This window comes from Bacillus safensis (assembly GCF_039619585.1).
Taxonomy (GTDB): Bacteria; Bacillota; Bacilli; order Bacillales; family Bacillaceae; genus Bacillus; species Bacillus safensis.
This window is the reverse complement of sequence record NZ_CP154909.1, coordinates 3,674,699-3,697,266: the sequence shown is the minus strand read 5'-3', so window position 1 is coordinate 3,697,266 and position 22,568 is coordinate 3,674,699. Positions and strand designations below refer to the sequence as shown.

At 39.9% G+C, this 22,568-nt stretch carries 21 protein-coding genes; 12 read left to right on the top strand and 9 right to left on the bottom strand.

The window, feature by feature from the left end; all coding sequences use genetic code 11:
- Nucleotides 1-248 precede the first annotated feature (248 nt).
- The 7 genes from gyrA to dnaA all read right to left on the bottom strand — a co-directional run bounded on the left by gyrA (nt 249) and on the right by dnaA (nt 9,391).
- Nucleotides 249-2,753 (bottom strand): DNA gyrase subunit A, encoded by a 2,505-nt coding sequence (gene gyrA, locus AAYR28_RS18955; RefSeq protein WP_034283649.1) that lies wholly within the window; start codon nt 2,751-2,753, stop codon nt 249-251.
- Between the two features lie 232 nt (nt 2,754-2,985).
- Nucleotides 2,986-4,902 carry a DNA topoisomerase (ATP-hydrolyzing) subunit B gene (gyrB, locus tag AAYR28_RS18950; RefSeq protein ID WP_041118480.1) on the bottom strand — a complete coding sequence of 639 codons (1,917 nt, stop codon included), beginning with the start codon at nt 4,900-4,902 and terminating at the stop codon, nt 2,986-2,988.
- A 57-nt stretch (nt 4,903-4,959) separates the two neighbouring features.
- A complete protein-coding gene (gene remB, locus AAYR28_RS18945) occupies nt 4,960-5,205 on the bottom strand; it encodes an extracellular matrix regulator RemB (RefSeq protein WP_101677460.1) in 246 nt (81 codons plus the stop codon).
- 17 nt (nt 5,206-5,222) lie between these two features.
- Nucleotides 5,223-6,335, bottom strand: coding sequence for a DNA replication/repair protein RecF (gene recF, locus AAYR28_RS18940; RefSeq protein ID WP_041105878.1), 1,113 nt, complete (start codon nt 6,333-6,335; stop codon nt 5,223-5,225).
- Between the two features lie 16 nt (nt 6,336-6,351).
- The gene (gene yaaA / locus AAYR28_RS18935; RefSeq protein WP_008360916.1) at nt 6,352-6,567 is read right to left on the bottom strand and encodes a S4 domain-containing protein YaaA; all 216 of its coding nucleotides are present in this window, start codon (nt 6,565-6,567) and stop codon (nt 6,352-6,354) included.
- Nucleotides 6,568-6,717: 150 nt separating this feature from the next.
- Nucleotides 6,718-7,854, bottom strand: a complete 1,137-nt coding sequence (gene dnaN, locus AAYR28_RS18930; RefSeq protein ID WP_024424074.1) for a DNA polymerase III subunit beta — start codon at nt 7,852-7,854, stop codon at nt 6,718-6,720.
- Between the two features lie 196 nt (nt 7,855-8,050).
- Entirely contained in the window at nt 8,051-9,391 is a 1,341-nt protein-coding gene (dnaA, locus tag AAYR28_RS18925; protein ID WP_024424073.1) for a chromosomal replication initiator protein DnaA, read from the bottom strand.
- Between the two features lie 620 nt (nt 9,392-10,011).
- Here dnaA and rpmH point away from each other — a divergent pair.
- The 11 genes from rpmH to AAYR28_RS18870 all read left to right on the top strand — a co-directional run bounded on the left by rpmH (nt 10,012) and on the right by AAYR28_RS18870 (nt 20,344).
- Nucleotides 10,012-10,146, top strand: coding sequence for a 50S ribosomal protein L34 (gene rpmH, locus AAYR28_RS18920; protein WP_073208224.1), 135 nt, complete (start codon nt 10,012-10,014; stop codon nt 10,144-10,146).
- A gap of 78 nt (nt 10,147-10,224) precedes the next feature.
- Nucleotides 10,225-10,584, top strand: coding sequence for a ribonuclease P protein component (gene rnpA / locus AAYR28_RS18915; protein ID WP_101677461.1), 360 nt, complete (start codon nt 10,225-10,227; stop codon nt 10,582-10,584).
- Between the two features lie 158 nt (nt 10,585-10,742).
- On the top strand, nt 10,743-11,525 hold the full coding sequence (spoIIIJ, locus tag AAYR28_RS18910) for a YidC family membrane integrase SpoIIIJ (protein WP_087976621.1): 783 nt from the start codon (nt 10,743-10,745) through the stop codon (nt 11,523-11,525).
- Nucleotides 11,522-12,145 (top strand): RNA-binding cell elongation regulator Jag/EloR, encoded by a 624-nt coding sequence (jag, locus tag AAYR28_RS18905; RefSeq protein ID WP_034283644.1) that lies wholly within the window; start codon nt 11,522-11,524, stop codon nt 12,143-12,145. Before spoIIIJ ends, jag begins: the two co-directional genes overlap by 4 nt.
- 401 nt (nt 12,146-12,546) lie before the next feature.
- Nucleotides 12,547-13,926 carry a tRNA uridine-5-carboxymethylaminomethyl(34) synthesis GTPase MnmE gene (gene mnmE, locus AAYR28_RS18900; RefSeq protein WP_345808907.1) on the top strand — a complete coding sequence of 460 codons (1,380 nt, stop codon included), beginning with the start codon at nt 12,547-12,549 and terminating at the stop codon, nt 13,924-13,926.
- Between the two features lie 17 nt (nt 13,927-13,943).
- Nucleotides 13,944-15,830, top strand: a complete 1,887-nt coding sequence (gene mnmG / locus AAYR28_RS18895; protein ID WP_211044106.1) for a tRNA uridine-5-carboxymethylaminomethyl(34) synthesis enzyme MnmG — start codon at nt 13,944-13,946, stop codon at nt 15,828-15,830.
- Between the two features lie 13 nt (nt 15,831-15,843).
- Nucleotides 15,844-16,563, top strand: a complete 720-nt coding sequence (gene rsmG / locus AAYR28_RS18890) for a 16S rRNA (guanine(527)-N(7))-methyltransferase RsmG (protein ID WP_024424068.1) — start codon at nt 15,844-15,846, stop codon at nt 16,561-16,563.
- 105 nt (nt 16,564-16,668) lie between these two features.
- Entirely contained in the window at nt 16,669-17,544 is an 876-nt protein-coding gene (gene noc, locus AAYR28_RS18885; RefSeq protein WP_024424067.1) for a nucleoid occlusion protein, read from the top strand.
- A 129-nt stretch (nt 17,545-17,673) separates the two neighbouring features.
- The gene (locus AAYR28_RS18880; RefSeq protein ID WP_034283641.1) at nt 17,674-18,498 is read left to right on the top strand and encodes an orthopoxovirus pf05708 family protein; all 825 of its coding nucleotides are present in this window, start codon (nt 17,674-17,676) and stop codon (nt 18,496-18,498) included.
- Nucleotides 18,499-18,735: 237 nt separating this feature from the next.
- Entirely contained in the window at nt 18,736-19,497 is a 762-nt protein-coding gene (gene soj, locus AAYR28_RS18875; protein ID WP_008360890.1) for a sporulation initiation inhibitor protein Soj, read from the top strand.
- Nucleotides 19,490-20,344: a ParB/RepB/Spo0J family partition protein gene (locus AAYR28_RS18870; protein WP_046312548.1), complete on the top strand. Its 855-nt coding sequence runs from the start codon at nt 19,490-19,492 to the stop codon at nt 20,342-20,344. Before soj ends, AAYR28_RS18870 begins: the two co-directional genes overlap by 8 nt.
- Before the next feature lie 25 nt (nt 20,345-20,369).
- Here AAYR28_RS18870 and yyaC read toward each other — a convergent pair whose 3' ends face one another.
- Nucleotides 20,370-20,996, bottom strand: coding sequence for a spore protease YyaC (gene yyaC, locus AAYR28_RS18865; RefSeq protein ID WP_034283638.1), 627 nt, complete (start codon nt 20,994-20,996; stop codon nt 20,370-20,372).
- A gap of 75 nt (nt 20,997-21,071) precedes the next feature.
- Here yyaC and AAYR28_RS18860 point away from each other — a divergent pair, with 75 nt between their 5' ends.
- Nucleotides 21,072-22,112 (top strand): YkvI family membrane protein, encoded by a 1,041-nt coding sequence (locus AAYR28_RS18860; RefSeq protein ID WP_227001755.1) that lies wholly within the window; start codon nt 21,072-21,074, stop codon nt 22,110-22,112.
- Nucleotides 22,113-22,150: 38 nt separating this feature from the next.
- On the opposite strand, the gene AAYR28_RS18855 is transcribed toward AAYR28_RS18860, so the two are convergent.
- The gene (locus AAYR28_RS18855) at nt 22,151-22,561 is read right to left on the bottom strand and encodes a hypothetical protein (RefSeq protein WP_034283636.1); all 411 of its coding nucleotides are present in this window, start codon (nt 22,559-22,561) and stop codon (nt 22,151-22,153) included.
- Nucleotides 22,562-22,568: the final 7 nt, after the last annotated feature.

Genomic DNA, 22,568 nt, shown 5'->3' with positions numbered 1-22,568 from the left:
GGAACTTGTTTGTCACTCTCTTAAAGCGACCACTTAAATATATCATATATCTCTATCAACAGTCAACATTTTTCTTGAAAAACATTTTATTTTTTTAAGAAGTTTCCACTGTAACAGAGATAAAAAATAGAGCCTCTTTTTGCTCCTTTGAAAGATTAACACATATCTATGAAAAAAGCATTATAAATTTCAAAAAAACTCATGTTTTTTTAGAAAAAAATAAAGCCGGTGAAAAACCGGCTTTATTTTTACTCAGATTGCTCTTGATCTGACTCTATAGTTTCTACGTTTTCTTCAGAATTCTCTTCATCATCTTCTTGTGATTGTTCAACTAATGCCACTGTAGCGACATGTTCATCATCACCTAGACGGATCAGGCGGACACCTTGAGTGACTCGACCTGTTGTTGAAATGTCTGAAACGGCCATACGAATGATCACACCGCTTCCTGTAATAATCATCAAGTCCTCTTCAGCTTCAGCATTCGTCGCCTTCACTGCGACAAGCGGACCATTGTTGTCAGTGATTTTACATGTTTTAAGACCTTTACCGCCCCGACTTTGAACACGGTATTCTTTTTCAGGTGTTAACTTACCATATCCTTTTTCGGTGACAATCAATACGTTTGCATCTGGCTCAAGGATTTCCATCCCAACGACGATGTCATCTTCAGAAAGCGTAATTCCTTTCACGCCAGCTGCCGTACGCCCCATTTCACGAACATCTGTCTCGTCGAAACGAATCAGCATACCTTTTTTCGTTCCAATGATGATTTGTTTTTCTCCATTGGTTAAACGGACAGCCATCAGTTCATCTTCGTCACGAAGACTTAATGCGATAAGTCCATTGTTTCGAATGTTGGCAAACTGAGACAATGAGGTTCGTTTTGATACACCGTGTCTTGTTGTAAAGAAGAGATACGAATCTTCATCAAATTCGCTTACCGGAATAATGGCATTAATCCACTCTCCCTTTTCTACTTCAAGCAGGTTAATAATCGGAATCCCTTTCGCTGTCCGTCCGAATTCAGGAATCTCATATCCCTTCGCACGATAAACCTTCCCTTTATTAGAGAAGAAGAGGATCGTATCATGGGTAGATGTTGAAATCAGCTGTTCTACGAAATCATCCTCATTGGTTCCCATTCCCTGAACACCTTTACCGCCTCTTTTTTGACTGCGGTATGTTGATGCAGGCAGACGCTTGATATAACCATTATGAGTCAGCGTAATCACGATGTTCTCAACAGGAATCAAATCTTCGTCTTCAATTGTTTCAATACCTGCTGTCACAATTTCAGTACGGCGCGTATCATTGAAACGTTCTTTGATTTCTGTTAATTCTTCTCTAATGATTTCAAGAACTTTCTCATTGTCTGCTAAAATGGCTTTCAACTCAGCAATCAAATCAACAAGCCCTTTGTATTCTTCTTCTATCTTTTCTCTTTCCAAACCAGTTAAGCGCTGAAGACGCATATCAAGAATGGCCTGTGCTTGTTTTTCGGACAAGCTATAGTTCTCCATTAAGCCATTTCTCGCGATTTCAGCAGTTTGAGAGCTTCTAATTAATGCAATGACTTCATCTAAGTGGTCAAGAGCGATTCTTAAACCTTCTAGAATATGAGCTCTTGCTTCGGCTTTACGAAGTTCATATGCTGTTCTTCTGCGAATAATCACTTTTTGATGCTCTAAATAATATTCAAGACATTGTTTGAGGGACAAGACTTTCGGCTGTCCATCAACTAGTGCCAATAAGTTGATCCCAAATGACGTTTGAAGTGTCGTTTGTTTATAAAGATTGTTTAATAGAACGTGGGCGTTCGCGTCTCTTCGCAGTTCAATCACAATCCGCATTCCATTACGATCAGACTCGTCACGCAGATCTGTAATGCCATCGATCTTTTTATCGCGCACAAGATCAGCGATTTTTTCGATCAAACGGGCTTTGTTGACCTGATATGGAATTTCATTGATGACAATCCGCTGCTTACCGCTGGATGTTTCTTCGATGATAGACTTAGCACGTAATGTAATAGAGCCCCGGCCTGTTTCATATGCCTTACGGATTCCGCTTCGGCCAATGATTTGTCCCGCAGTTGGGAAGTCTGGTCCTGGAATGATCTCCATTAGTTCCTGTGTTGTCATTTCCGGACTTTGACTAATTGCCAGTACACCATCAATCACTTCACCTAGCTGGTGAGGCGGAATGTTGGTTGCCATCCCTACAGCGATACCTGTTGCCCCGTTGACTAATAAGTTCGGGAAACGAGCAGGCATGACGATTGGTTCTCTTTCACTGCCATCGTAGTTATCTTGATAATCAATCGTATCCTTGGTGATATCACGAAGGATTTCCATTGAAATTTTAGATAGACGCGCCTCAGTATAACGCATTGCTGCTGCACTGTCTCCATCGACAGAACCAAAGTTTCCGTGTCCTTCAACCAGCATATTTCGATAGTTGAAGTCTTGCGCCATACGAACCATCGCTTCGTACACAGCGCTGTCACCGTGAGGGTGGTACTTACCGATAACTTCTCCAACGATACGTGCAGATTTCTTAAATGGTTTATCACTTGTCATACCTAGGTCATTCATCGCATACAAAATTCTTCGATGCACGGGCTTCAATCCATCTCGCACATCTGGTAATGCACGCGAAACAATAACACTCATTGCATAATCTAAAAAGGACGTACGCATTTCTTGACTAATATTCACTTCGCGTACATTTGGTGTATGTTGTTCACTCACTATAAGAACCTCCCTTTACGTATCACATGAAATAAATTATGTGGGAGTAAAATATGTATTTATCTTCACAAGACTATTCTTCATTATATCAATAATCTCGGCTTTATACACATTAATTTACTAGAAAATCAACGAAAACACGGAAAACCAGGACATTCGTTTCACACCCCTGTTTCTTGAAAAACAACCTTATTCCAAACAAGAAATAAGGTTGTTCTCAGGAGGGATTCATCTAAATATCAAGGTTTTTCACGTATTGTGCATTTTCTTCGATAAAGTTCCGTCTCGGCTCTACTTTATCTCCCATCAGCATTTCAAATGTCTCATCAGCATCGATCGCATCCTCAAGTGTGACTTGAAGAAGTGTTCTCGCATCAGGGTCCATTGTTGTTTCCCAAAGCTGAGTAGCATTCATCTCTCCAAGACCTTTATAACGCTGAAGTCCAGGCTTTGGTGTTTGAGGTAGTGATTTTAACAGCTCATCCAGCTGTTTATCGTTATACACGTACTCCACACGTTTTCCTTGCTGCACTTTATATAAAGGCGGCTGTGCAATATACACATAACCGTTTTCAATGATTTGACGCATGTAACGATAGAAGAATGTTAAGAGAAGCGTTCGGATATGCGCTCCATCTACATCGGCATCTGTCATGATCACAACTTTGTGATAGCGTGCTTTCTCTAAAGTGAAGTCTTCTCCGATTCCAGTTCCTAACGCTGTAATCATTGCACGAACCTCGTTGTTCGATAAAATTTTATCTAAACGAGCTTTTTCTACGTTTAGGATCTTCCCTCTTAACGGTAAGATCGCTTGGAAGTGGCGATCACGGCCTTGCTTAGCAGATCCGCCCGCAGAATCTCCCTCTACAATATAGAGCTCAGAGATGGAAGGATCTTTAGAAGAACAGTCCGCCAGTTTCCCAGGTAAGCTGGAGACTTCCAGCGCACTTTTACGTCTTGTCAGCTCACGAGCCTTTTTGGCAGCCATTCTTGCACGAGCTGCCATCAGTCCTTTTTCCACAATTTTTTTCGCAGAATCAGGATTTTCAAGCAAGAATTTCTCAAGTGCTTCTGAGAAAAGGGAGTCTGTGATGGTTCTCGCTTCTGAGTTCCCAAGCTTTGTCTTCGTTTGCCCTTCGAATTGAGGGTCTGGATGTTTGATGGAGATAATGGCTGTTAAGCCTTCTCGCACATCTTCACCACTTAAATTCGCATCCCCATCTTTGAATACGCCATTTTTACGAGCATAGTCATTGATGACACGCGTTAGACCGGTTTTAAAACCAGCTTCGTGTGTTCCGCCTTCATACGTGTTGATATTGTTGGCGAAGGAATAGATATTGCTTGTATAGGAATCGTTATATTGTAATGCTACTTCAACTGTGATTCCGTCTTTCTCACCTTCGATGTACACAGGTTCTTCATGAACGACTTCTTTTGAGCGGTTTAAATGTTCTACATAGCTCTTAATACCGCCTTCGTAGCAGTATTCATTTCTCCGCTCTTTGCCTTCACGCAAGTCTTCTATGATGATATTTACACCTTTTGTTAAGAAAGCTAACTCACGAACACGGTTAGCAAGTGTATCGTAATCAAATTCAATGGTTTCCGTGAAAATTTCTGGATCTGGCACAAAGTGGGTTGTTGTCCCGGTTACATCTGTTTCACCAATAACCTCTAAATCTCCCACTGGAACACCGCGTTTGAACTGCTGATAATGAATTTTTCCGTCACGGTATACGGTCACGTCTAAGGTAGTAGATAATGCATTTACAACAGATGCCCCTACACCATGCAGACCGCCAGATACTTTATAACCGCTGCCGTCAAATTTACCGCCAGCGTGAAGAACAGTCATAATGACCTCTACGGCAGGACGCCCCATTTTCTCATGAATTCCAACAGGAATCCCGCGGCCATTATCTTTTACTGTAATGCTGTTATCCTTTTCAATTTGCACTGTAATGTCTGTACAATAACCAGCTAATGCCTCATCAATACTGTTGTCGACAATTTCCCATACAAGATGGTGAAGTCCTTTTGCATTGGTTGACCCAATGTACATTCCTGGACGTTTTCTAACAGCTTCTAGTCCTTCAAGCACCTGTATCTGATTTTCATCATAACTATTATGTTGCTGTTCCATTGCCACGTACATTCACCTACACTTTTCTTAAACGATATATTTATATGAATTGAGCTTTTAGACTTCAATTTCAATCACAAACGAAGCACGTTTTTTGAGCGTGCTTGAGGAAAGAGGAGAGTAATAAACAGACTCAGTTGTGACGACAATGGATTTGGGTGTCCCTTGTGATAACGAAATGATATGTTTCTCCTGTTGTTGTAGAAATTCTTCTACAACAGAAGACGACCTCATTTTGTAATCAACAATTGCGACAATCTCTCGTGTAGAAACAACACAATCATCACCTAAATGAATATACAAGACTCACACCTCATTTATCAGTCAATTACTTTTCCACTGGCTACTCTGAAAATTTCCGCTTCTTTCAGGGTGGCGTGATCGATGCCTTCAACACTTGTTGTGGTGACGAAGGTCTGTACTCGCCCCTGAATGGTATGGAGCAAATGAGACTGTCTGTAATCATCAAGTTCAGATAACACATCATCAAGTAGAAGAATAGGATATTCTCCGATTTCTTCATGTATCAGATCAATTTCTGCCAGCTTTAGTGAAAGAGCTGTTGTTCTTTGCTGCCCTTGAGAGCCATATGTCTGAACATCCCGGCCATTCACAAAGAAAAGCAGGTCATCTCTGTGAGGTCCCCACAGTGTCACCCCTCGGTCTATTTCTCTCTCTCTTAGTTTCTGAAACGATTCTTCATAGCTATTCTTTATTTTCGACAAGTCTGACGCTTCTGATACCTCTATTGCCGTCTGGTATTGGAGCGTGAGTGTTTCTAGCTCTCTAGAAATCCCAAAATGCAGCGGCTGCGCCCATTTTTCGAGCTGTTTCGTAAAAGTCAGTCGTCTTTTGACCACTTTCGCTGCCGCATCAATCAACTGCTCTGTTAAAATCTCCAGCATCGCTTGATCCGATTGCTTTCTTGTCTGCAATTGTTTCAAGTAATGATTCCGCTGAGAAAGGATTTTTTGATAGAGCGATAAATCATGCAAGTAGACAGCAGAAACTTGTCCAATCTCCATGTCGAGGAATCTTCTGCGGATTTGCGGGCTGCCCTTCACAAGACTTAAGTCCTCTGGCGCAAACATGATGGTGTTTAATGCACCAACATAATGACTGAGCTTCTGTTGTTCAATGTGATTGACCTTGCCCTTTTTCCCTTTTTTTGAGATCACGAGCTGCATTGGGAGTGGACCATTTTTTTTAATGACTCTACCTTCTATTTTAGCATAGTCTTGGTCCCATCGGATAAGTTCTTTATCATTTGACGTACGATGAGACTTTGCCATCGACAATACATAGATCGCTTCCATCAAGTTCGTTTTACCTTGGGCATTCTCACCGATCATGACATTCACCTTATTGTCGAATTGAAGCTCGGTGTGTTCATAGTTTCGGTATGAAGTTAACGCCAGACTTTGAATGTACATGTATTGTCACCCGTTTCTAATTCACAACTTGAAATGTGCCGTAACCTTCAATCTCGACAACATCTCCTGGGTATAGTTTGCGTCCCCGTCTATTATCTGGCTCTTGATTTATGAACACCTCATGTTCACTTAAAAACCATTTCGCCATTCCGCCAGATTGGATGACTTCGGCTAATTTCAAAAACTGCCCTAATGTAATCATTTCTGTTTCAATGGTTATAAGATTAGGCATTGTATCGACCTCTTTCAATATCACTAATATCTAATTGTACTAAAAAACAAGACAAGAAGGAAAGGGGGAAAGCCAACTGGGATGAAAGAAAGCATGGAAAACGAGAAGAAAAGCTGCTGTGCACTCACACAGCAGCCATTTTAGTTTGAATTAATACGTTCTTACCGGAAGAATCAATTGCAAGATAGAATCATCATTCGGCGTACGCAGCAGGAACGGTCTCATTGCACCAGTGAAGCTTACATGAATATCTGTTCCCTCTAATACTTTTAACGCATCCAGCATATATTTTGGACTGAAGGAGATTTTAAGATCTTCCCCTTTAATGTCATCCGCTTGAACCGTCTCCACCACTTTACCGATCTCAGGTGAATTAGAAGAGATTTCAAGGCTTTGTTCAGGATCAGCTGACAGTTTCACGACATTATTACGTCCTTCTCTTGCCAAAAGTGATGCACGATCAATGGCTTGAAGGAACTCTTTCGTGTTGACCACGACATCCGTTTTACTTTCTTGCGGGATCAGACGAGCTGTATCTGGATAATTTCCATCCAGCAACCTTGAGAAGAACAGCACATTTTGTGCTTTAAAAAGAACTTGGGTTTCTGTAATGACGATGCTCACAAGATCTTGTCCATCATCAAGAATTTTACTTAGCTCTGTTAAACTCTTCCCTGGAATCACGACATTATACGAACTTTCCTCGTTAATATCTAGCTTCGCTTTTCTTAAAGCAAGACGGTGGCTATCCGTCGCCGTGCATATTAATTCACCTTTTTCCACCTTCCAGTTTACACCTGTCAAGATAGGTCGTGTTTCTGAGGTGGACACTGCAAAAACAGTTTGACGAATTAAGTTTTTAAGCAGATCTGTCGGAATTTGAAATGCATGATGCTCTTCAATTTGTGGAAGATGCGGATATTCTTCAGCATCTAAGCCGTTTAGGTTAAATTCCGCTGAACCAGAGCGGATGATCGTCAGGTGATTTTGTTCTACTTCAATTTCGACAGTAGACATAGGTAGTTTCTTTACAATTTCACTAAAGAAGCGGGCTTGAAGCACAATACTTCCCGGACGATCAATGGTGATAACCTCTAAATCTCCATCTCTTTGAGGAATGAAAGATTCAATTGAGATATCAGAATCGCTTCCTGTTAGAGAAACCCCTTCATCAGACGCAACAATTTTAATCCCTGTCAAAATAGGAATCGTTGTTCTAGAGGATACAGCCTTTAATACATCTTGGACACTTTGGACAAGACGATCTTTTTGAATCGTGAATTTCATAGTGGTCCTCCTAAATTTTCTTAATGACATGTATATATATTTTATTAATAAAAATCGTAGAAGTAATAGTAGGGCTTGTGAATATGTGGATAAGTCATGAAAAAGAAAGGAAAGACAGCCTATCCACATGTGGACAGACTGTGTATGACTATGCTCTAGTTATTCACATTTTCCCGTACTCATTATATCAGCTTGGTTATTTTAATTGTTCTTTGATCTCTTTGACATGCTGCTGAAGCTGTTCATCTTCAACAATTAATTTCGAAATCTTCTCATGAGCATGAATGACAGTCGTATGATCACGACCGCCAAATTCTTCTCCGATTTTAGGCAGAGAGGAATCGGTCATTTCTCTAGAGAGGTACATGGCAATTTGTCTTGGATAAGCAACTGACTTCGTACGTTTCTTTGCTTTGAAATCCTCTAATCGAATATTAAATTGCTGCCCTACAATTCTTTGAATATCTTTAATTGTAATGACCTTAGGCTTTGATGAAGGAATGATGTCCTTTAGCGCCTCAGCTGCTAGATCTGCATTAATGTCTTTATTAATTAAAGATGAGTAAGCAACAACACGAATCAAAGCACCCTCCAGCTCACGAATGTTGCTGTCGATTTGATTGGCAATGTACAGCATGACTTCATTTGGAATGTCCAAGCCTTCTGCCTTTGCTTTTTTGCGCAGAATTGCGATGCGCGTTTCTAGATCTGGCGGGGTAATATCTGTAATTAAGCCCCATTCAAATCGAGAGCGTAATCTGTCTTCAAGTGTCGGAATTTCCTTCGGAGGCCGGTCACTAGAAATGACGATTTGCTTACTTTCTTCGTGAAGTGTGTTGAATGTATGGAAAAACTCTTCTTGTGTTTGTTCTTTTCCTGCTAGAAATTGAATATCATCTATCAAAAGCACATCTACATTCCGATAGCGGTTACGGAAGTCGACAGCTTTGTTATCTCGAATTGAGTTGATAAATTCATTAGTAAATTTTTCAGATGATAGATAGACCACTTTGGCCGATGGATTATGGTCGATCACGTAATGACCAATCGCATGCATCAAGTGAGTCTTTCCTAAACCAACGCCCCCATAAATAAAAAGCGGGTTATATGCTTTTGCTGGTGCTTCCGCGACTGCAAGTGAAGCGGCATGAGCAAAACGGTTGCCTGAACCAATAACAAAAGTATCAAATGTATATTTTGGATTCAGCATATTTTGTGGAATGTCAACGGGCTCTTCTTTAGACATTTTTTTGATAGGAGACTTTGGCATGGCTTCCTCTTCGTCCTGATTTTGAGGAATAATAAATTTAATGCTGAGCTCTTCACCTGTTAGTTCATAGATGGTATCAGCAATTAAGTGAAGATATCTTGACTCAAGCCAATCTCTAGCAAATTCATTAGGTGCCGTAATTGTAAGCGTATCTCCCTGAAGAGAATGGGCTTTTGTCGATTTCATCCATGTCTCAAAACTGGGTTTGCTCAATTTTGTCTCTATTTTTTGAAGTGCTTTATTCCACAGATCCAAAATATTTTCCATAAGGCTTCTCCCCCCTCCTTTTCTTTTTAAAATGACCAGTATCAAACTGTTATAGAACACGAAAAAGAGCAAATGGTCATCACCATTCGTGCACATACATTGTTGAAAACAATTAATATAGTAGAAAAACGTCTTTTCGACAAATTACACAAGCTGTGGATAAACAATTCAACAGGCTGTGTAATAACTTTCCACAGGTTATCCACAATTTGTGGATAATATAAAAGGGCCAGATAAGTAATTAAGAGTTAAAACACAAATATAATATCAAAATAAACAAGATGGTGCAATGGGTGTCACAAACTTATCCACACACTTTACATCCTGTTGAAAAATAATTATCCACATCAGTTATTTGTGTGAAAAAAATGTCGATAATGGGTGTGGATAGTCTAAATATGCCGGAAAAATATCCACATTCTTGTTTTGAAGGTCTTTTAGGAGGAAAAAGAGAATAAAATGCTGGAAACTAAAAAAGAAGGTTTCTTCGTTTGATAATTTATGTTATGCTTATAAGGTTGATAATAAGAGTTTTATCATTGATATTGACAATCGATGGGTTACACAAATATAATGAGTTAGACTGTCTTAAACAGCTATTCCTCAGGGAGGTGTCATAAATGAAAAGAACGTTTCAACCAAATAACCGTAAGCGTAGTAAAGTTCATGGCTTCCGCAGCCGTATGAGTACTAAAAACGGACGTCTAGTTTTAAAGCGACGCCGCAGCAAAGGTAGAAAAAAATTATCAGCTTAGGCCACTGAATAATGTCAGTGGTCTTTTTTACATAAAATCGTAAATGAACTGTCAGTTTTTATCGGAGTGGAAGAAAACATGAAGAAGCGAAACAGGCTAAAAAAAAATGAAGAGTTTCAAAAGGTGTTCAAAAAAGGTCAATCAATGGCAAATCGCCAATTCGTTATTTACCAGCTGGATCAGCCAAATCAAGTTGAACTGCGTTTAGGATTGTCTGTCAGTAAGAAGATTGGTAATGCAGTGATGAGAAACCGAATTAAACGTCTGATCCGTCAGGTGTTTTTAGAGGAAGGTCATAAGTTAAAGCAAGAAAAAGACTACATTGTCATTGCACGAAAACCAGCGAGTGATTTGACCTTTGAAGAAACAAAGAAGTCTCTCCAACATTTATTTAGAAAATCCGCTGTTTATCAACAACAACCGAAAAAGTCTTCGTAATAGAAACTTTCGTTGAATCAATTTTTAAAAGCGCTTCCTTCATCTAGTGAATTAAAATGAAACCACCACTTTGCAAAGAAAAAATGTTACCATACTGATTAGGTGAGTCACTTTCTTAATCAATTCCAACTTAAATAAAGTTTGAAGTAATGGGAGGAATCTTGTTGAAAAGGCGATTATTACTAATATTTAGCTTGATTGGCGTATTGGTTTTATTGGCAGGATGTACACAGATCAATGAACCAATTACATCAGATAGTAAGGGATTCTGGAATTCTTATATTGTTTACCCGCTATCTCAATTAATCACGTACATGGCAAACTTAACTGGTGAAAACTATGGTGTAGCGATTATTATTGTAACACTGTTAATTCGCTTGCTTATTTTACCATTAATGATTAAACAGTTAAGAAGTACAAAAGCGATGCAAGCATTACAGCCTGAATTGAAAAAGCTTCGTGAAAAATATAGCTCTAAAGATCAAAAAACACAGCAGCAGCTTCAGCAGGAAACAATGGCCCTTTTTCAAAAAAATGGCGTCAATCCATTAGCAGGCTGTTTCCCAATTTTAATTCAAATGCCAATCCTTATTGGTTTCTATCATGCAATTATGAGAACAGCAGAAATTAAAAAGCATACATTCTTATGGTTTGACTTAGGCAGCCCAGATCCATTGTTCCTATTACCGATTATTGCGGGTGTAGCTACTTTCATTCAGCAAAAGCTGATGATGGCTGGAAATCCTTCGGACAACCCTCAAATGGCTATCATGCTATGGGTGATGCCGATTATGATCGTTGTGTTTGCAATTAGTTTCCCAGCAGCACTTTCATTGTACTGGGTTGTAGGTAACATTTTCATGATCATTCAAACATTGGTGATTAAAACACCTCAAGTAAAAGTTGATACAAAAGAAAAAGCTGGCGGGAATAAAAAATGAAGGAAATAACTGCTGTCGGTCGCACAATCGAAGAAGCAGTAGATTCCGGACTTAAACAAATTCAGCTACTACAAGAAGAAGTAGAAATCACAATAGTAGATGAAGGAAATAAAGGGTTTTTGGGATTATTTGGTAAAAGACAAGCTGTGGTCAAGTTAGTAGAAAAGATAAATGCATTTAAATTAGCTACACAGTATTTAGATAAAATTGTTAAGTCTATTGATCCTAAAGCAAAGATTATTTCCAAACAGGAACCGAAAAACATTTCTTACCACATTGATGGAGATAAAACGTCATTAATGATTGGAAAAAGAGGCCAGACATTGTACTCTTTAGAAACGTTGGTACAGCTAGTGTTTAATCGTTATTCTGATCAGTATCATCATATAACAATTGATATTGGCGATTATAGGAAGAAACGACAAGAAGCACTTGAACAATATGCAGTCAAAACAGCAAATCGGGTTTTAAAAACGAAGAGAAAGGTTCATTTAGAACCAATGCCTTCGAATGAACGAAAAATTGTTCATGATGCGATTGCTGCATTCTCTAAAGAACTTGCAACGGCATCTGAAGATACAGGCAGCAAACGTCATGTTGTGGTGCTGTATAAAAAATAGCAGAAAGGCTAAGATTCAGCAAAGCTGGATTTTAGTCTTTTTTTATTGAAAAATTGCTTTTTATAGAGGATTCATCCTTTATTTCTAAAAAATGAGTGTGTGATATGAGTGCAAAACGCCAATTTAACAAGTAAGTATAGGGATCAGGGCGTTTAAATTTATTGGATTTAGGTGTAAGATGTGAAGACAAGTTTCAAACGTCGTTATTCACATGTGGATAAGTTAAGTGTTAAAATAGATAAGATGCAAAGCTGTGGATAATTAGATATGGGATACTTTCACTTCGCTTTCATTTATGGTATCTTTAAATTTTGGATTAAGCGTTTTTGATATAGAGATGGACATTGTCCATTTAATAGATAACAGACTTTCTATTAAGTAGAGAAAGAGGTGAATGAGCGATGGATACAATTGCAGCAATTTCGACACCGATGGGTGAAGGAGCAATTGCGATTATTCGTTTAAGCGGACCTGATGCGGTACAGATTGCTGATCGGATGTATAAAGGTCCTAAGGAGAAAAAACTTTTATCGGTGGATTCACATACGATTCATTATGGTCATATTGTGGATTCTAGCACTGAGCAAGTCATAGAAGAGGTCATGGTGTCAGTATTAAGAGCGCCAAAAACATTTACGAGAGAAGACGTTATTGAGATTAACTGCCATGGCGGGATTGTAACGGTCAATAAAGTACTGCAGCTTGCTTTAAGAGAAGGAGCAAGATTAGCGGAGCCAGGTGAGTTTACAAAACGAGCTTTCTTAAATGGAAGAATTGATCTTTCGCAGGCTGAAGCGGTAATGGATTTAATTCGCGCAAAGACAGATCGTGCGATGAATGTAGCGATTACTCAAATGGAGGGACGCCTCTCAGGTTTGATTAAACGACTTCGCGGCGAGATATTGGAAACACTGGCCCATGTTGAAGTCAATATTGACTATCCTGAGTATGACGATGTTGAAGAAATGACGCATCGGGTTTTAGTTGAAAAGGCAACATCAGTGAAAAAGGAAATTGAGTCACTGTTAACGACTTCTCAGCAGGGGAAAATACTGCGCGAAGGCTTATCTACTGTCATTATTGGAAGACCGAATGTTGGGAAGTCTTCCTTGTTGAATAGTCTTGTACAGGAAACAAAAGCGATTGTAACGGATATTCCTGGAACAACGAGAGATGTCATTGAGGAATATGTAAATGTTAGAGGTGTACCGCTTCGTTTAGTCGATACTGCGGGTATACGTGAGACGGAGGACATTGTTGAGCGTATAGGGGTTGAACGATCTAGACAGGTCTTAAAAGAAGCTGACCTGATTTTACTTGTGCTCAATTATAGTGAGGAATTGTCAGAAGAGGATATCAAACTTTTTGAGGCCGTCTCAGGCATGGATATCATCGTAATCGTGAATAAGACAGATCTTGAGCCTAAGCTTGATATCGAAAAGGTCAAGCAGTTAGCGAAGGATCGTCCGGTGGTTACTACATCCTTATTACAAGAAAAGGGGATTGATGAGCTTGAAATTGCGATTCAATCACTCTTTTTCACGGGTTCAATTGAAAGTGGAGATTTAACGTATGTAAGTAACACAAGGCATATTGCTCTTCTTCAGGCAGCAAAACAATCCATTGAGGATGCTCTTGAAGGAATTGAAATGGACGTACCGATCGATATAGTTCAAATAGATTTAACACGCTGCTGGGAACAGTTAGGTGAAATTATTGGAGATGCTGTTCATGAAAGCTTGATTGATCAGTTATTCTCTCAATTCTGTTTAGGAAAGTAAAGGGAGGAACATAAGAAATGGGTTATGAAGCTGGCAATTATGACGTAATCGTCGTGGGTGCCGGTCATGCTGGAGTTGAGGCTGCTCTTGCTTCTGCAAGACAGGGCGCCAAAACACTTGTATTGACTATCAACCTCGATATGGTTGCTTTTATGCCATGTAATCCGTCTGTAGGCGGCCCCGCAAAAGGGATTGTCGTCAGAGAAATTGATGCTCTAGGCGGAGAAATGGCACGAAATATAGATAAGACGCATATTCAAATGCGCATGCTGAATACGGGGAAAGGACCTGCTGTCCGTGCGTTAAGAGCGCAAGCAGATAAGTTCCAATATCAGCATGAAATGAAAAAAACAATGGAAAATGAACCAAACCTGACAATGCTGCAAGGTATGGTAGATCATTTAATTGTAGAAGATGATGAATGTAAAGGTGTTGTTACTCAGACGGGGGCGAACTATCGTGCAAAGTCTGTTGTTTTAACGACAGGGACTTTCTTAAAAGGCCGCATCATTTTAGGAGACCTTTCGTATTCAAGCGGTCCAAATAACCAGCAGCCTTCCATTAAATTATCGGATCATTTAGCAGAACTAGGATTCGATTTGGTTCGCTTTAAAACAGGAACTCCTCCTCGAGTGAATAGTCACTCGATTGACTATAGTAAAACAGAAATTCAACCAGGTGATGATGTCCCGCGGGCATTCTCCTATGAAACGGTTGAATATATTACTGACCAGCTGCCATGCTGGTTAACGTACACGAGTTTAGAGACCCATCAAATTATTGATGAGAATCTTCACCGTTCTCCAATGTATTCAGGTATGATTAAAGGAACTGGTCCTAGATACTGCCCGTCCATTGAAGATAAAGTGGTTCGTTTCAATGATAAACCGAGACATCAAATTTTCTTAGAGCCAGAAGGTCGTAATACGCAGGAAGTTTATGTTCAAGGATTGTCTACAAGTCTTCCGGAGGATGTACAGCAGCGCATGCTTTCAACCATCCCAGGACTCGAGAATGTTCAAATGATGAGAGCGGGTTATGCCATCGAGTATGATGCGATTGTGCCTACTCAGTTGTGGCCTACACTTGAGACGAAGAAAATTTCTGGATTATATACAGCCGGCCAAATTAATGGTACGTCTGGTTATGAGGAAGCAGCAGGTCAAGGGATTATGGCAGGTATTAATGCAGGAAGAAAAGCATTAGGTAAAGAAGAAGTCATTTTAAGCCGATCTGATGCATATATCGGTGTCCTCATCGATGACCTTGTCACAAAAGGAACAAATGAACCATACCGTCTCTTGACATCACGTGCTGAGTATCGTCTCCTTCTACGTCATGACAATGCTGATTTAAGATTAACTGAACTTGGCTATCAAATTGGATTAATTTCTGAAGAAAGATTCCAAGCATTCCAGCAGAAAAAAGAAGCCATTGAAGCAGAGAAAAAACGTTTATATTCTGTGATCATTAAACCTACAGCAGAGACTCAAGAATTTATTCGTTCACTCGGTGGAAGTGAGTTGAAGGACGGCATTCGTGCAAGTGATTTGATGAAACGTCCAGAAATGAATTATGAAACTGTTGTGAAATTAGCTCCTGCGGAAACACCGCTTCCTTCTGATGTGTGTGAGCAGGTAGAGATTCAAATTAAATACGAAGGTTATATTGAAAAGTCACTCCAGCAAGTTGAAAAACTGAAAAAGATGGAGAACAAAAAGATTCCTGATCGTATTGATTATGATGCCATCAAAGGGATTGCAACTGAAGCGAAACAAAAGCTGAAAGAAGTCCGACCGCTTTCTGTTGCACAGGCTTCTCGTATTTCAGGCGTTAACCCTGCTGATATTTCTATCCTTTTAGTATATTTAGAGCAGGGGCGTATTGCGAAGATAGCAGAATAGAAAGGATGTCGGCATGAACATTGAACAATTTACAGCAGCACTAGAGGAGAAAGGGATCACTCTTTCTCCTGTGCAGCTTGAACAATTTGAAACCTACTTCCGCATGCTTGTAGAATGGAACGAGAAAATGAATTTAACGTCCATTACTGAAAAGGAAGAAGTGTATTTAAAGCATTTTTATGATTCAATATCAGCAGCATTTTTTATTGATTTTCACAAAGTGACGACGATTTGTGATATTGGAGCTGGTGCTGGTTTTCCAAGCATTCCTCTTAAAATTTGTTTCCCTCATCTACATGTGACCATTGTTGATTCTCTTCAGAAACGAATTACGTTTCTCAATGAGTTAGCAAAAGGATTAAACTTACAAGATACTACTTTTTATCATGATCGTGCGGAAACGTTTGGACAACGTAAGGAAAAGCGTGAAAGCTATGATCTTGTCACTGCTAGAGCAGTTGCACGTTTATCCGTCTTGAGCGAACTATGTCTGCCTCTAGTGAAAAAGGAAGGATTGTTTGTTGCCTTAAAAGCATCTGCCGCTGATGAAGAAATGCAAGCAGGGAAAAAAGCTGTCACAGTCCTCGGAGGAGAGGTTGTTGAAAAGCATTCCTTTGTTCTTCCTTTAGAAGAAAGCGAACGGAACATCATTGTCATTGAAAAGAAAAAGCAAACACCAAAAAAATATCCTAGAAAACCAGGAACACCTAATAAATCACCAATAGAAGGTTGATCATGTAAAAGGTCGGTTTTTCTTCAATATTTATGATTTTACAGAAGGAAAAAACATGAGAAAATAGAATTATAAAAAGGTAGTTTTTAAAGGTGGTGTAGGTTCATGAAGCATTCACTCTCACGCTTCTTCGGGCTTGGAGACAAAGAACATCCTGAGCGTGAAACCGAAATAGAGGCAGAGATTGCTGAGCATGATACATTAAAGGAAGAGATACAGGAGCTCCCGGTCGACACAATTATGCCAAACCGTTTTCAGCCACGCACCATTTTTTCAGAAGAAAAGATACAAGAGCTGGCCACGACGATTCATACCCATGGCATTATCCAACCGATTGTTGTTAGACCAACAGAAGAAGAAGGAAAATATGAACTGATCGCCGGCGAAAGACGTTGGAGAGCGGTACAGACTCTTCAATGGGAGAAAATCCCCGCTATTATAAAAGATTTTACTGATACGGAAACGGCATCTGTGGCATTGATTGAAAATTTGCAAAGAGAAGAGCTGTCTTCTATTGAAGAGGCTCATGCTTATGCACGTCTTTTAGAGCTTCATGATTTAACACAAGAGGCGCTTGCTCAGCGTTTAGGCAAGGGACAATCAACTGTTGCTAACAAATTAAGACTTTTAAAGTTGCCTGAAGAGGTACAACAAGCCATTTTAGAGAAAAAAATCTCTGAAAGGCATGCACGTTCACTTGTGCCCCTAAAGCTTCCAGAATTACAAATCGCGCTATTGCAGGAAATCATCGAAAAGCAGTTGAATGTGAAACAGACTGAAGAGCGTGTAGTGAAGATGCTTGAACAAAAAACGGATCGCAAACCGAAGCCAAAACGTAAGGCGTTTAGTCGTGATACACGAATTGCGATGAATACCATTCGTCAGTCTCTCCACATGGTAGAAGACAGCGGACTTAAAATAAATACCGAGGAAGAAGAGTTTGAGGAATATATCCAATTAACGATTCGAATTCCTAAATAGAAAAAAGCTGATGAGCGCCACTCGTCAGCTTTTTTTGTTTGTCTTATTTCCTGCACACACCATATTTACATAATATTTATAAATTGGTAAAATATGATTTTCATAGTATAAAGGAGGTGACAACTACTGATGAAAATGAAGAAGACTATTTTCGCCATTATTTGCTATTTACTAATTTCTTTTTCTGTTTTTCCAAATGAAGCGACAATATACGCTGTGAAATCGCCAACGGCTCATGCGGATGAAGGCCTGATGACCAACGAAGAATTGAACGTTTTGAAGAAGCAAGGTGTTGTTTCTAAAGATGTGACTGTACAGCAATTTAATCAAGAGTATGCGTCTTCCGACGATTCGATCGACTTGATTACAGCTGACGATGATTTGAAGAACTATGGTTTACGACAAAATAAGCATGATGAGCTGGTGACGGATGAAAAGCCGCACACCCTCAAGCAACTTTTAGGAAAGCCGTATCCTGGTACCGATATTATTCCTAAAAAAGGAGATATCTTGGTGACAACCACTGATGCTGTGAAGGGTTTGGTTGGACATGCAGGTATCGTCATTAATGAGAAAAGCTATGCTTCTATTCCAGGGTTTCGAAAGCATCCTCAACTTGATTCCATTCATAACTGGTTTCGCTATAGTGCCAATACAAAGGTAATTCGGATTAATCAAGAGGAGAAGGCAGATTTAGCAGGGGAATGGGCACACGATTATGTGAAAGATCATCCGAAGGCTCGCTACTCCATCACCATGTCAATTCAATCATTGGACCCGACTTATTGTTCAAAGATCGTGTGGCAGGCCTATGGCAAAACAGGGGACGCTTTGGGACATGCGACTTTTACCATTAAGACACCCTATGGATTTTTAAAAAAGAAAAGCTATAAAACAGTAACTCCTAAGGTCATTGTCAGTGAAGGCCGTAAAATAGGTGAATTATACTTTTAATATGTGACCCTCACTTTTGATAGAAGTGAGGGTTTTGATGCATGTCTATTTCTTAAAAAAAGATATATCAATATACTTTTCAGATGTGTTTTCATTCGTTCTTTTATGTACGAAAAGGCACATTCACCGACGAATTTATAATAGGGAAACAAAAAAAGCAAACGTTTCATACTTTTTTTGATAGAATAGGAAGTATGAATGAATGAGAAACTTGTTAAGTTGAAAGTGGGTGACATCGTGGGGAAAATCATAGCGATTACCAACCAGAAGGGCGGCGTCGGGAAGACGACAACTTCTGTTAATTTGGGTGCGTGTTTAGCATACATAGGCAAACGAGTGTTGTTAGTTGATATTGATCCGCAGGGCAATGCCACGAGTGGTATTGGGATTGAGAAGGCCGACGTAGAGAAGTGTGTGTACGATATTTTAGTTGATGATGCAGATGTTCTTGATGTGATTAAGACGACAGAGGTCGAAAATCTTGATGTCATTCCTGCGACGATACAGCTTGCAGGGGCTGAAATAGAGCTTGTGCCTACAATCTCACGTGAAGTGAGGCTGAAGAGAGCACTTGAATCTGTTAAGCAGAATTATGATTATATGATTATTGACTGCCCGCCATCACTTGGACTGCTGACGATTAATGCGTTAACTGCATCCGATTCCGTTTTAATACCAGTTCAGTGCGAATATTATGCGCTTGAAGGATTGAGCCAATTGTTAAACACAGTTCGTCTCGTGCAGAAACATCTAAATACCGATCTTGCCATTGAAGGTGTCTTGCTGACAATGCTTGATGCCCGAACAAATCTTGGGATTCAGGTTATCGAAGAAGTGAAGAAGTACTTTAGAGATAAAGTCTATCAAACCGTTATTCCGAGAAATGTGAGGCTGAGTGAAGCGCCAAGTCATGGAAAGCCGATTATCTTGTATGATCCACGTTCAAGAGGTGCAGATGTCTATTTAGACTTAGCAAAGGAAGTGGATGCGAATGGCTAAAGGTCTTGGAAAGGGTATTAATGCACTATTTAACAACGTAGACTCAAATGAAGAAACGGTTGAAGAAATTAAATTAAAGGATTTGCGTCCGAATCCTTATCAGCCAAGGAAAACGTTTGATGATGATGCATTGTCTGATCTGAAAGAATCCATTCAGCAGCACGGTGTTTTACAGCCGATCATTGTTCGTAAATCGATTAAAGGATATGACATAGTAGCAGGAGAACGTCGTTTTCGCGCAGCACAACAAGCTGGTCTGACAACAATTCCTGCAATCGTTCGAGAGTTTTCAGAAACGCTGATGAGAGAAATTGCCCTTTTAGAAAACCTGCAGCGTGAGGATCTCTCTCCACTAGAGGAAGCGGAAGCGTATGCTTCCTTGCTGGATCATCTAAGTGTGACGCAAGAGGAATTAGCGAAGCGATTAGGGAAAAGCAGACCGCATATTGCGAACCATCTCCGTCTGTTGACTTTACCGGATGAGATCCAAAAGCTGATTGCAAATGGAACGTTATCAATGGGACATGGCCGGACATTGCTTAGCTTAAAGAACAAAAAGAAGCTGGCGCCTTTGGTAAAGAAAATCGTGGATGAGGGGTTAAACGTACGACAGGTTGAGAAACTTGTTCAGCAGTTAAACGAAAATGTTCCACGTGAAACAAAGAAAAAAGAAGCACCAAAGGATCGAGTGTTGAAAGAAAGAGAGTCTTTCTTACAAAACTACTTTGGTACTTCAGTGACGATCAAGAAACAGAAGAAAAAAGGTAAAATTGAGATTGAATTCCTCTCAAATGAAGATTTAGACAGAATCCTTGAATTGCTTTCTACGAGGGAATCATCAGAGTGACCATCTTGATATGAGATGGTCTTTTTTATATTCTTCCAGTGATATTTTGAATAGGGGTGAAGAGAGACCGGCTTTTTTCTCTCGTCCAATCCATTTGGTCAATGTGAGATAGACTTTCAGAAAGTGTATTGGCCATAGACATGACAAGATGAAGACGTGTGTTTTGGAGGACGAAGTATTCCATGAAACCACTCACATTGACGATCCCATTAATATGAATATCTCCTACCTCTGGAAGCTCTTTTTGCACACCAGCTCCAGGCTTTAACGGTCCATCTCCAATTTGGAAAGAACCGACACTTTTTACTCTTCCTAAACAGGCATCAACCGCTACAATAAACGGGTGTTTATGAGCTTGTTCAATTTCAGCGAGTTTTTCTTTTAAATTGACCGCATGCACTGGGTCAGAGAGTGTTCCATATACATGAAGCTTTTTCAAATCCAGACCTGAAAGCTTTGAACCAACAAGTGGACCTAGAGAGTCGCCAGTTGAGCGGTCTGTTCCAATACAAACGATGGCAACGGGTCTTTTTCCTGCTTTCTGAAGATGCGAGAATAAAATACTTTTAAGCTGTTGAATGGCGTTTGTATCCGTATGGGACACATATTCTTTCACCCTATTTCTAAAAAAAAGACCGTTCTTGCTATTCATAGGTCTCACTTCCTTGTCATAGTAGTTAGTAACAGTATACGGAAACAAGCTTAATTCTATACCTATGAGGTGATGATTGTGTGGAAGGCTGGTTCAAGGTGGACGCTTTTAATTTTAGGAAGCTTAATAGGAGCGGGATATGCTTCCGGCCAGGAAATTTGGCAGTTTTTTGGCATTGATAGCGGACTAGCCATTCTACTGTTTACATTGATGTTTATGCTGTCTACTTATGTGGTGTTAAAAATCAGTTATGAGGTGCGTGCCGATCACTTTGTGCCAGTGCTGGAACGGCTTGTCGGTCCATGGCTGGCTAAGGTGTATGACGTGTTAATTGTCCTTTATTTATTCACGACAACGACGGTCATGATTGCTGGCGGCGGGGTGACTCTTGAGATGTATCATGTGCCTTTTTGGGTTGGCATCGGCGCGTTCTGTTTGTTTTCATTTATGATTTTTTTCTGGGATGTGAAAGGGCTTTTATCTGTGAATGCTTTCATTATACCAATTTTGGTGGCGGGGCTCATCTATGCGTTTGTTTTTTATTATATGAATCATGATCATATGTGGCGTATTGATTTTGGGCAGCAGTACAATTGGCCTGCCAGCATTGTTTTTGCTTCTTTGAATATATTATCTGTTGTGGCAGTGCTGTCTTCGGTTGGGAAAGAAATGAAGGGGCTGGGGGAAGCCAAAGTGGCGAGTATATTAAGCGGTCTCATCTTTGGTGTGATCTCGTATGTGTATAACGAAATACTGGTTGATATTTCTGGAAGCCTTTCAGCAGAGGGAATTCCTTTGTTTACAGTATTAGAAGGGGCGCCGACGTCTTTGTTTGTGTTTATGACCATTGTCCTTTGTCTAGCGATTTATACGACGACGGCAGCAGGTTTATTTGGCTTATCCAGCCGAATGCTTTCTTTTGTACGAATGCCCCGCTGGCTGGTTGTATTGGTGATGCTTCTTTTGATGGCCCCTTTGACATCTCTTGGATTTGCTGATTTGATTGCGTTCTTGTATCCAATTTATAGTTTGTTGAATCTTTATTTGCTCGTCTGTTTAATGCTGTATCCGATTTTAAGTAAAAAGATATTTTCTCGTCCTAAAAAATTATATTGATAAAATAAAATAAGCACCTCTCTTTTTTAGAGCTGTGCTTATTTGATCTGAATTGAATCAATAGCTTCTTTGATATCATCATAGACAGGCATTTGCTTGAGACGCTGGAGGCGATCCTCTAATTCTGAAATGGCCTGTCCCTTTAAATGCTGGGAAATGTGTTGTTTGACAATGGTCGTCTGGTTTATCATGTCTTCTGTTTTAGACAATTGATATTCCAAGTGCACGCGAGTATTTGCTAATTCGTCGTGCAGCCGCATTTTGAGCAGCCGTTTTAGATCCTTTCGCTGTCCTTCTCTGCGCATGGCCTGAATGGCGGCGATTTCTTCAGGAGACTGTGTTTGTGTGTGTGGTGCCGATTGATTTTCGAATACAGACATGGAGCGGCGGGCACTCACATTTTGCAAGAAACGCTGGGCGTCACTAGGAGGCTTATTTTGATTGATCATGCGATGA

Bases quoted from the DNA above. Each gene is read 5' to 3' on its own strand.
- gyrB (WP_041118480.1), bottom strand. From the start codon at position 4,902: ATGGAACAGCAACATAATAGTTATGATGAAAATCAGATACAGGTGCTT.
- recF (WP_041105878.1), bottom strand. From the start codon at position 6,335: ATGTACATTCAAAGTCTGGCGTTAACTTCATACCGAAACTATGAACAC.
- yaaA (WP_008360916.1), bottom strand. From the start codon at position 6,567: ATGCCTAATCTTATAACCATTGAAACAGAAATGATTACATTAGGGCAG.
- dnaN (WP_024424074.1), bottom strand. From the start codon at position 7,854: ATGAAATTCACGATTCAAAAAGATCGTCTTGTCCAAAGTGTCCAAGAT.
- dnaA (WP_024424073.1), bottom strand. From the start codon at position 9,391: ATGGAAAATATTTTGGATCTGTGGAATAAAGCACTTCAAAAAATAGAG.
- rpmH (WP_073208224.1), top strand. From the start codon at position 10,012: ATGAAAAGAACGTTTCAACCAAATAACCGTAAGCGTAGTAAAGTTCAT.
- rnpA (WP_101677461.1), top strand. From the start codon at position 10,225: ATGAAGAAGCGAAACAGGCTAAAAAAAAATGAAGAGTTTCAAAAGGTG.
- jag (WP_034283644.1), top strand. From the start codon at position 11,522: ATGAAGGAAATAACTGCTGTCGGTCGCACAATCGAAGAAGCAGTAGAT.
- mnmE (WP_345808907.1), top strand. From the start codon at position 12,547: ATGGATACAATTGCAGCAATTTCGACACCGATGGGTGAAGGAGCAATT.
- mnmG (WP_211044106.1), top strand. From the start codon at position 13,944: ATGGGTTATGAAGCTGGCAATTATGACGTAATCGTCGTGGGTGCCGGT.
- rsmG (WP_024424068.1), top strand. From the start codon at position 15,844: ATGAACATTGAACAATTTACAGCAGCACTAGAGGAGAAAGGGATCACT.
- noc (WP_024424067.1), top strand. From the start codon at position 16,669: ATGAAGCATTCACTCTCACGCTTCTTCGGGCTTGGAGACAAAGAACAT.
- AAYR28_RS18880 (WP_034283641.1), top strand. From the start codon at position 17,674: ATGAAAATGAAGAAGACTATTTTCGCCATTATTTGCTATTTACTAATT.
- AAYR28_RS18870 (WP_046312548.1), top strand. From the start codon at position 19,490: ATGGCTAAAGGTCTTGGAAAGGGTATTAATGCACTATTTAACAACGTA.
- yyaC (WP_034283638.1), bottom strand. From the start codon at position 20,996: ATGAATAGCAAGAACGGTCTTTTTTTTAGAAATAGGGTGAAAGAATAT.
- AAYR28_RS18855 (WP_034283636.1), bottom strand. From the start codon at position 22,561: ATGATCAATCAAAATAAGCCTCCTAGTGACGCCCAGCGTTTCTTGCAA.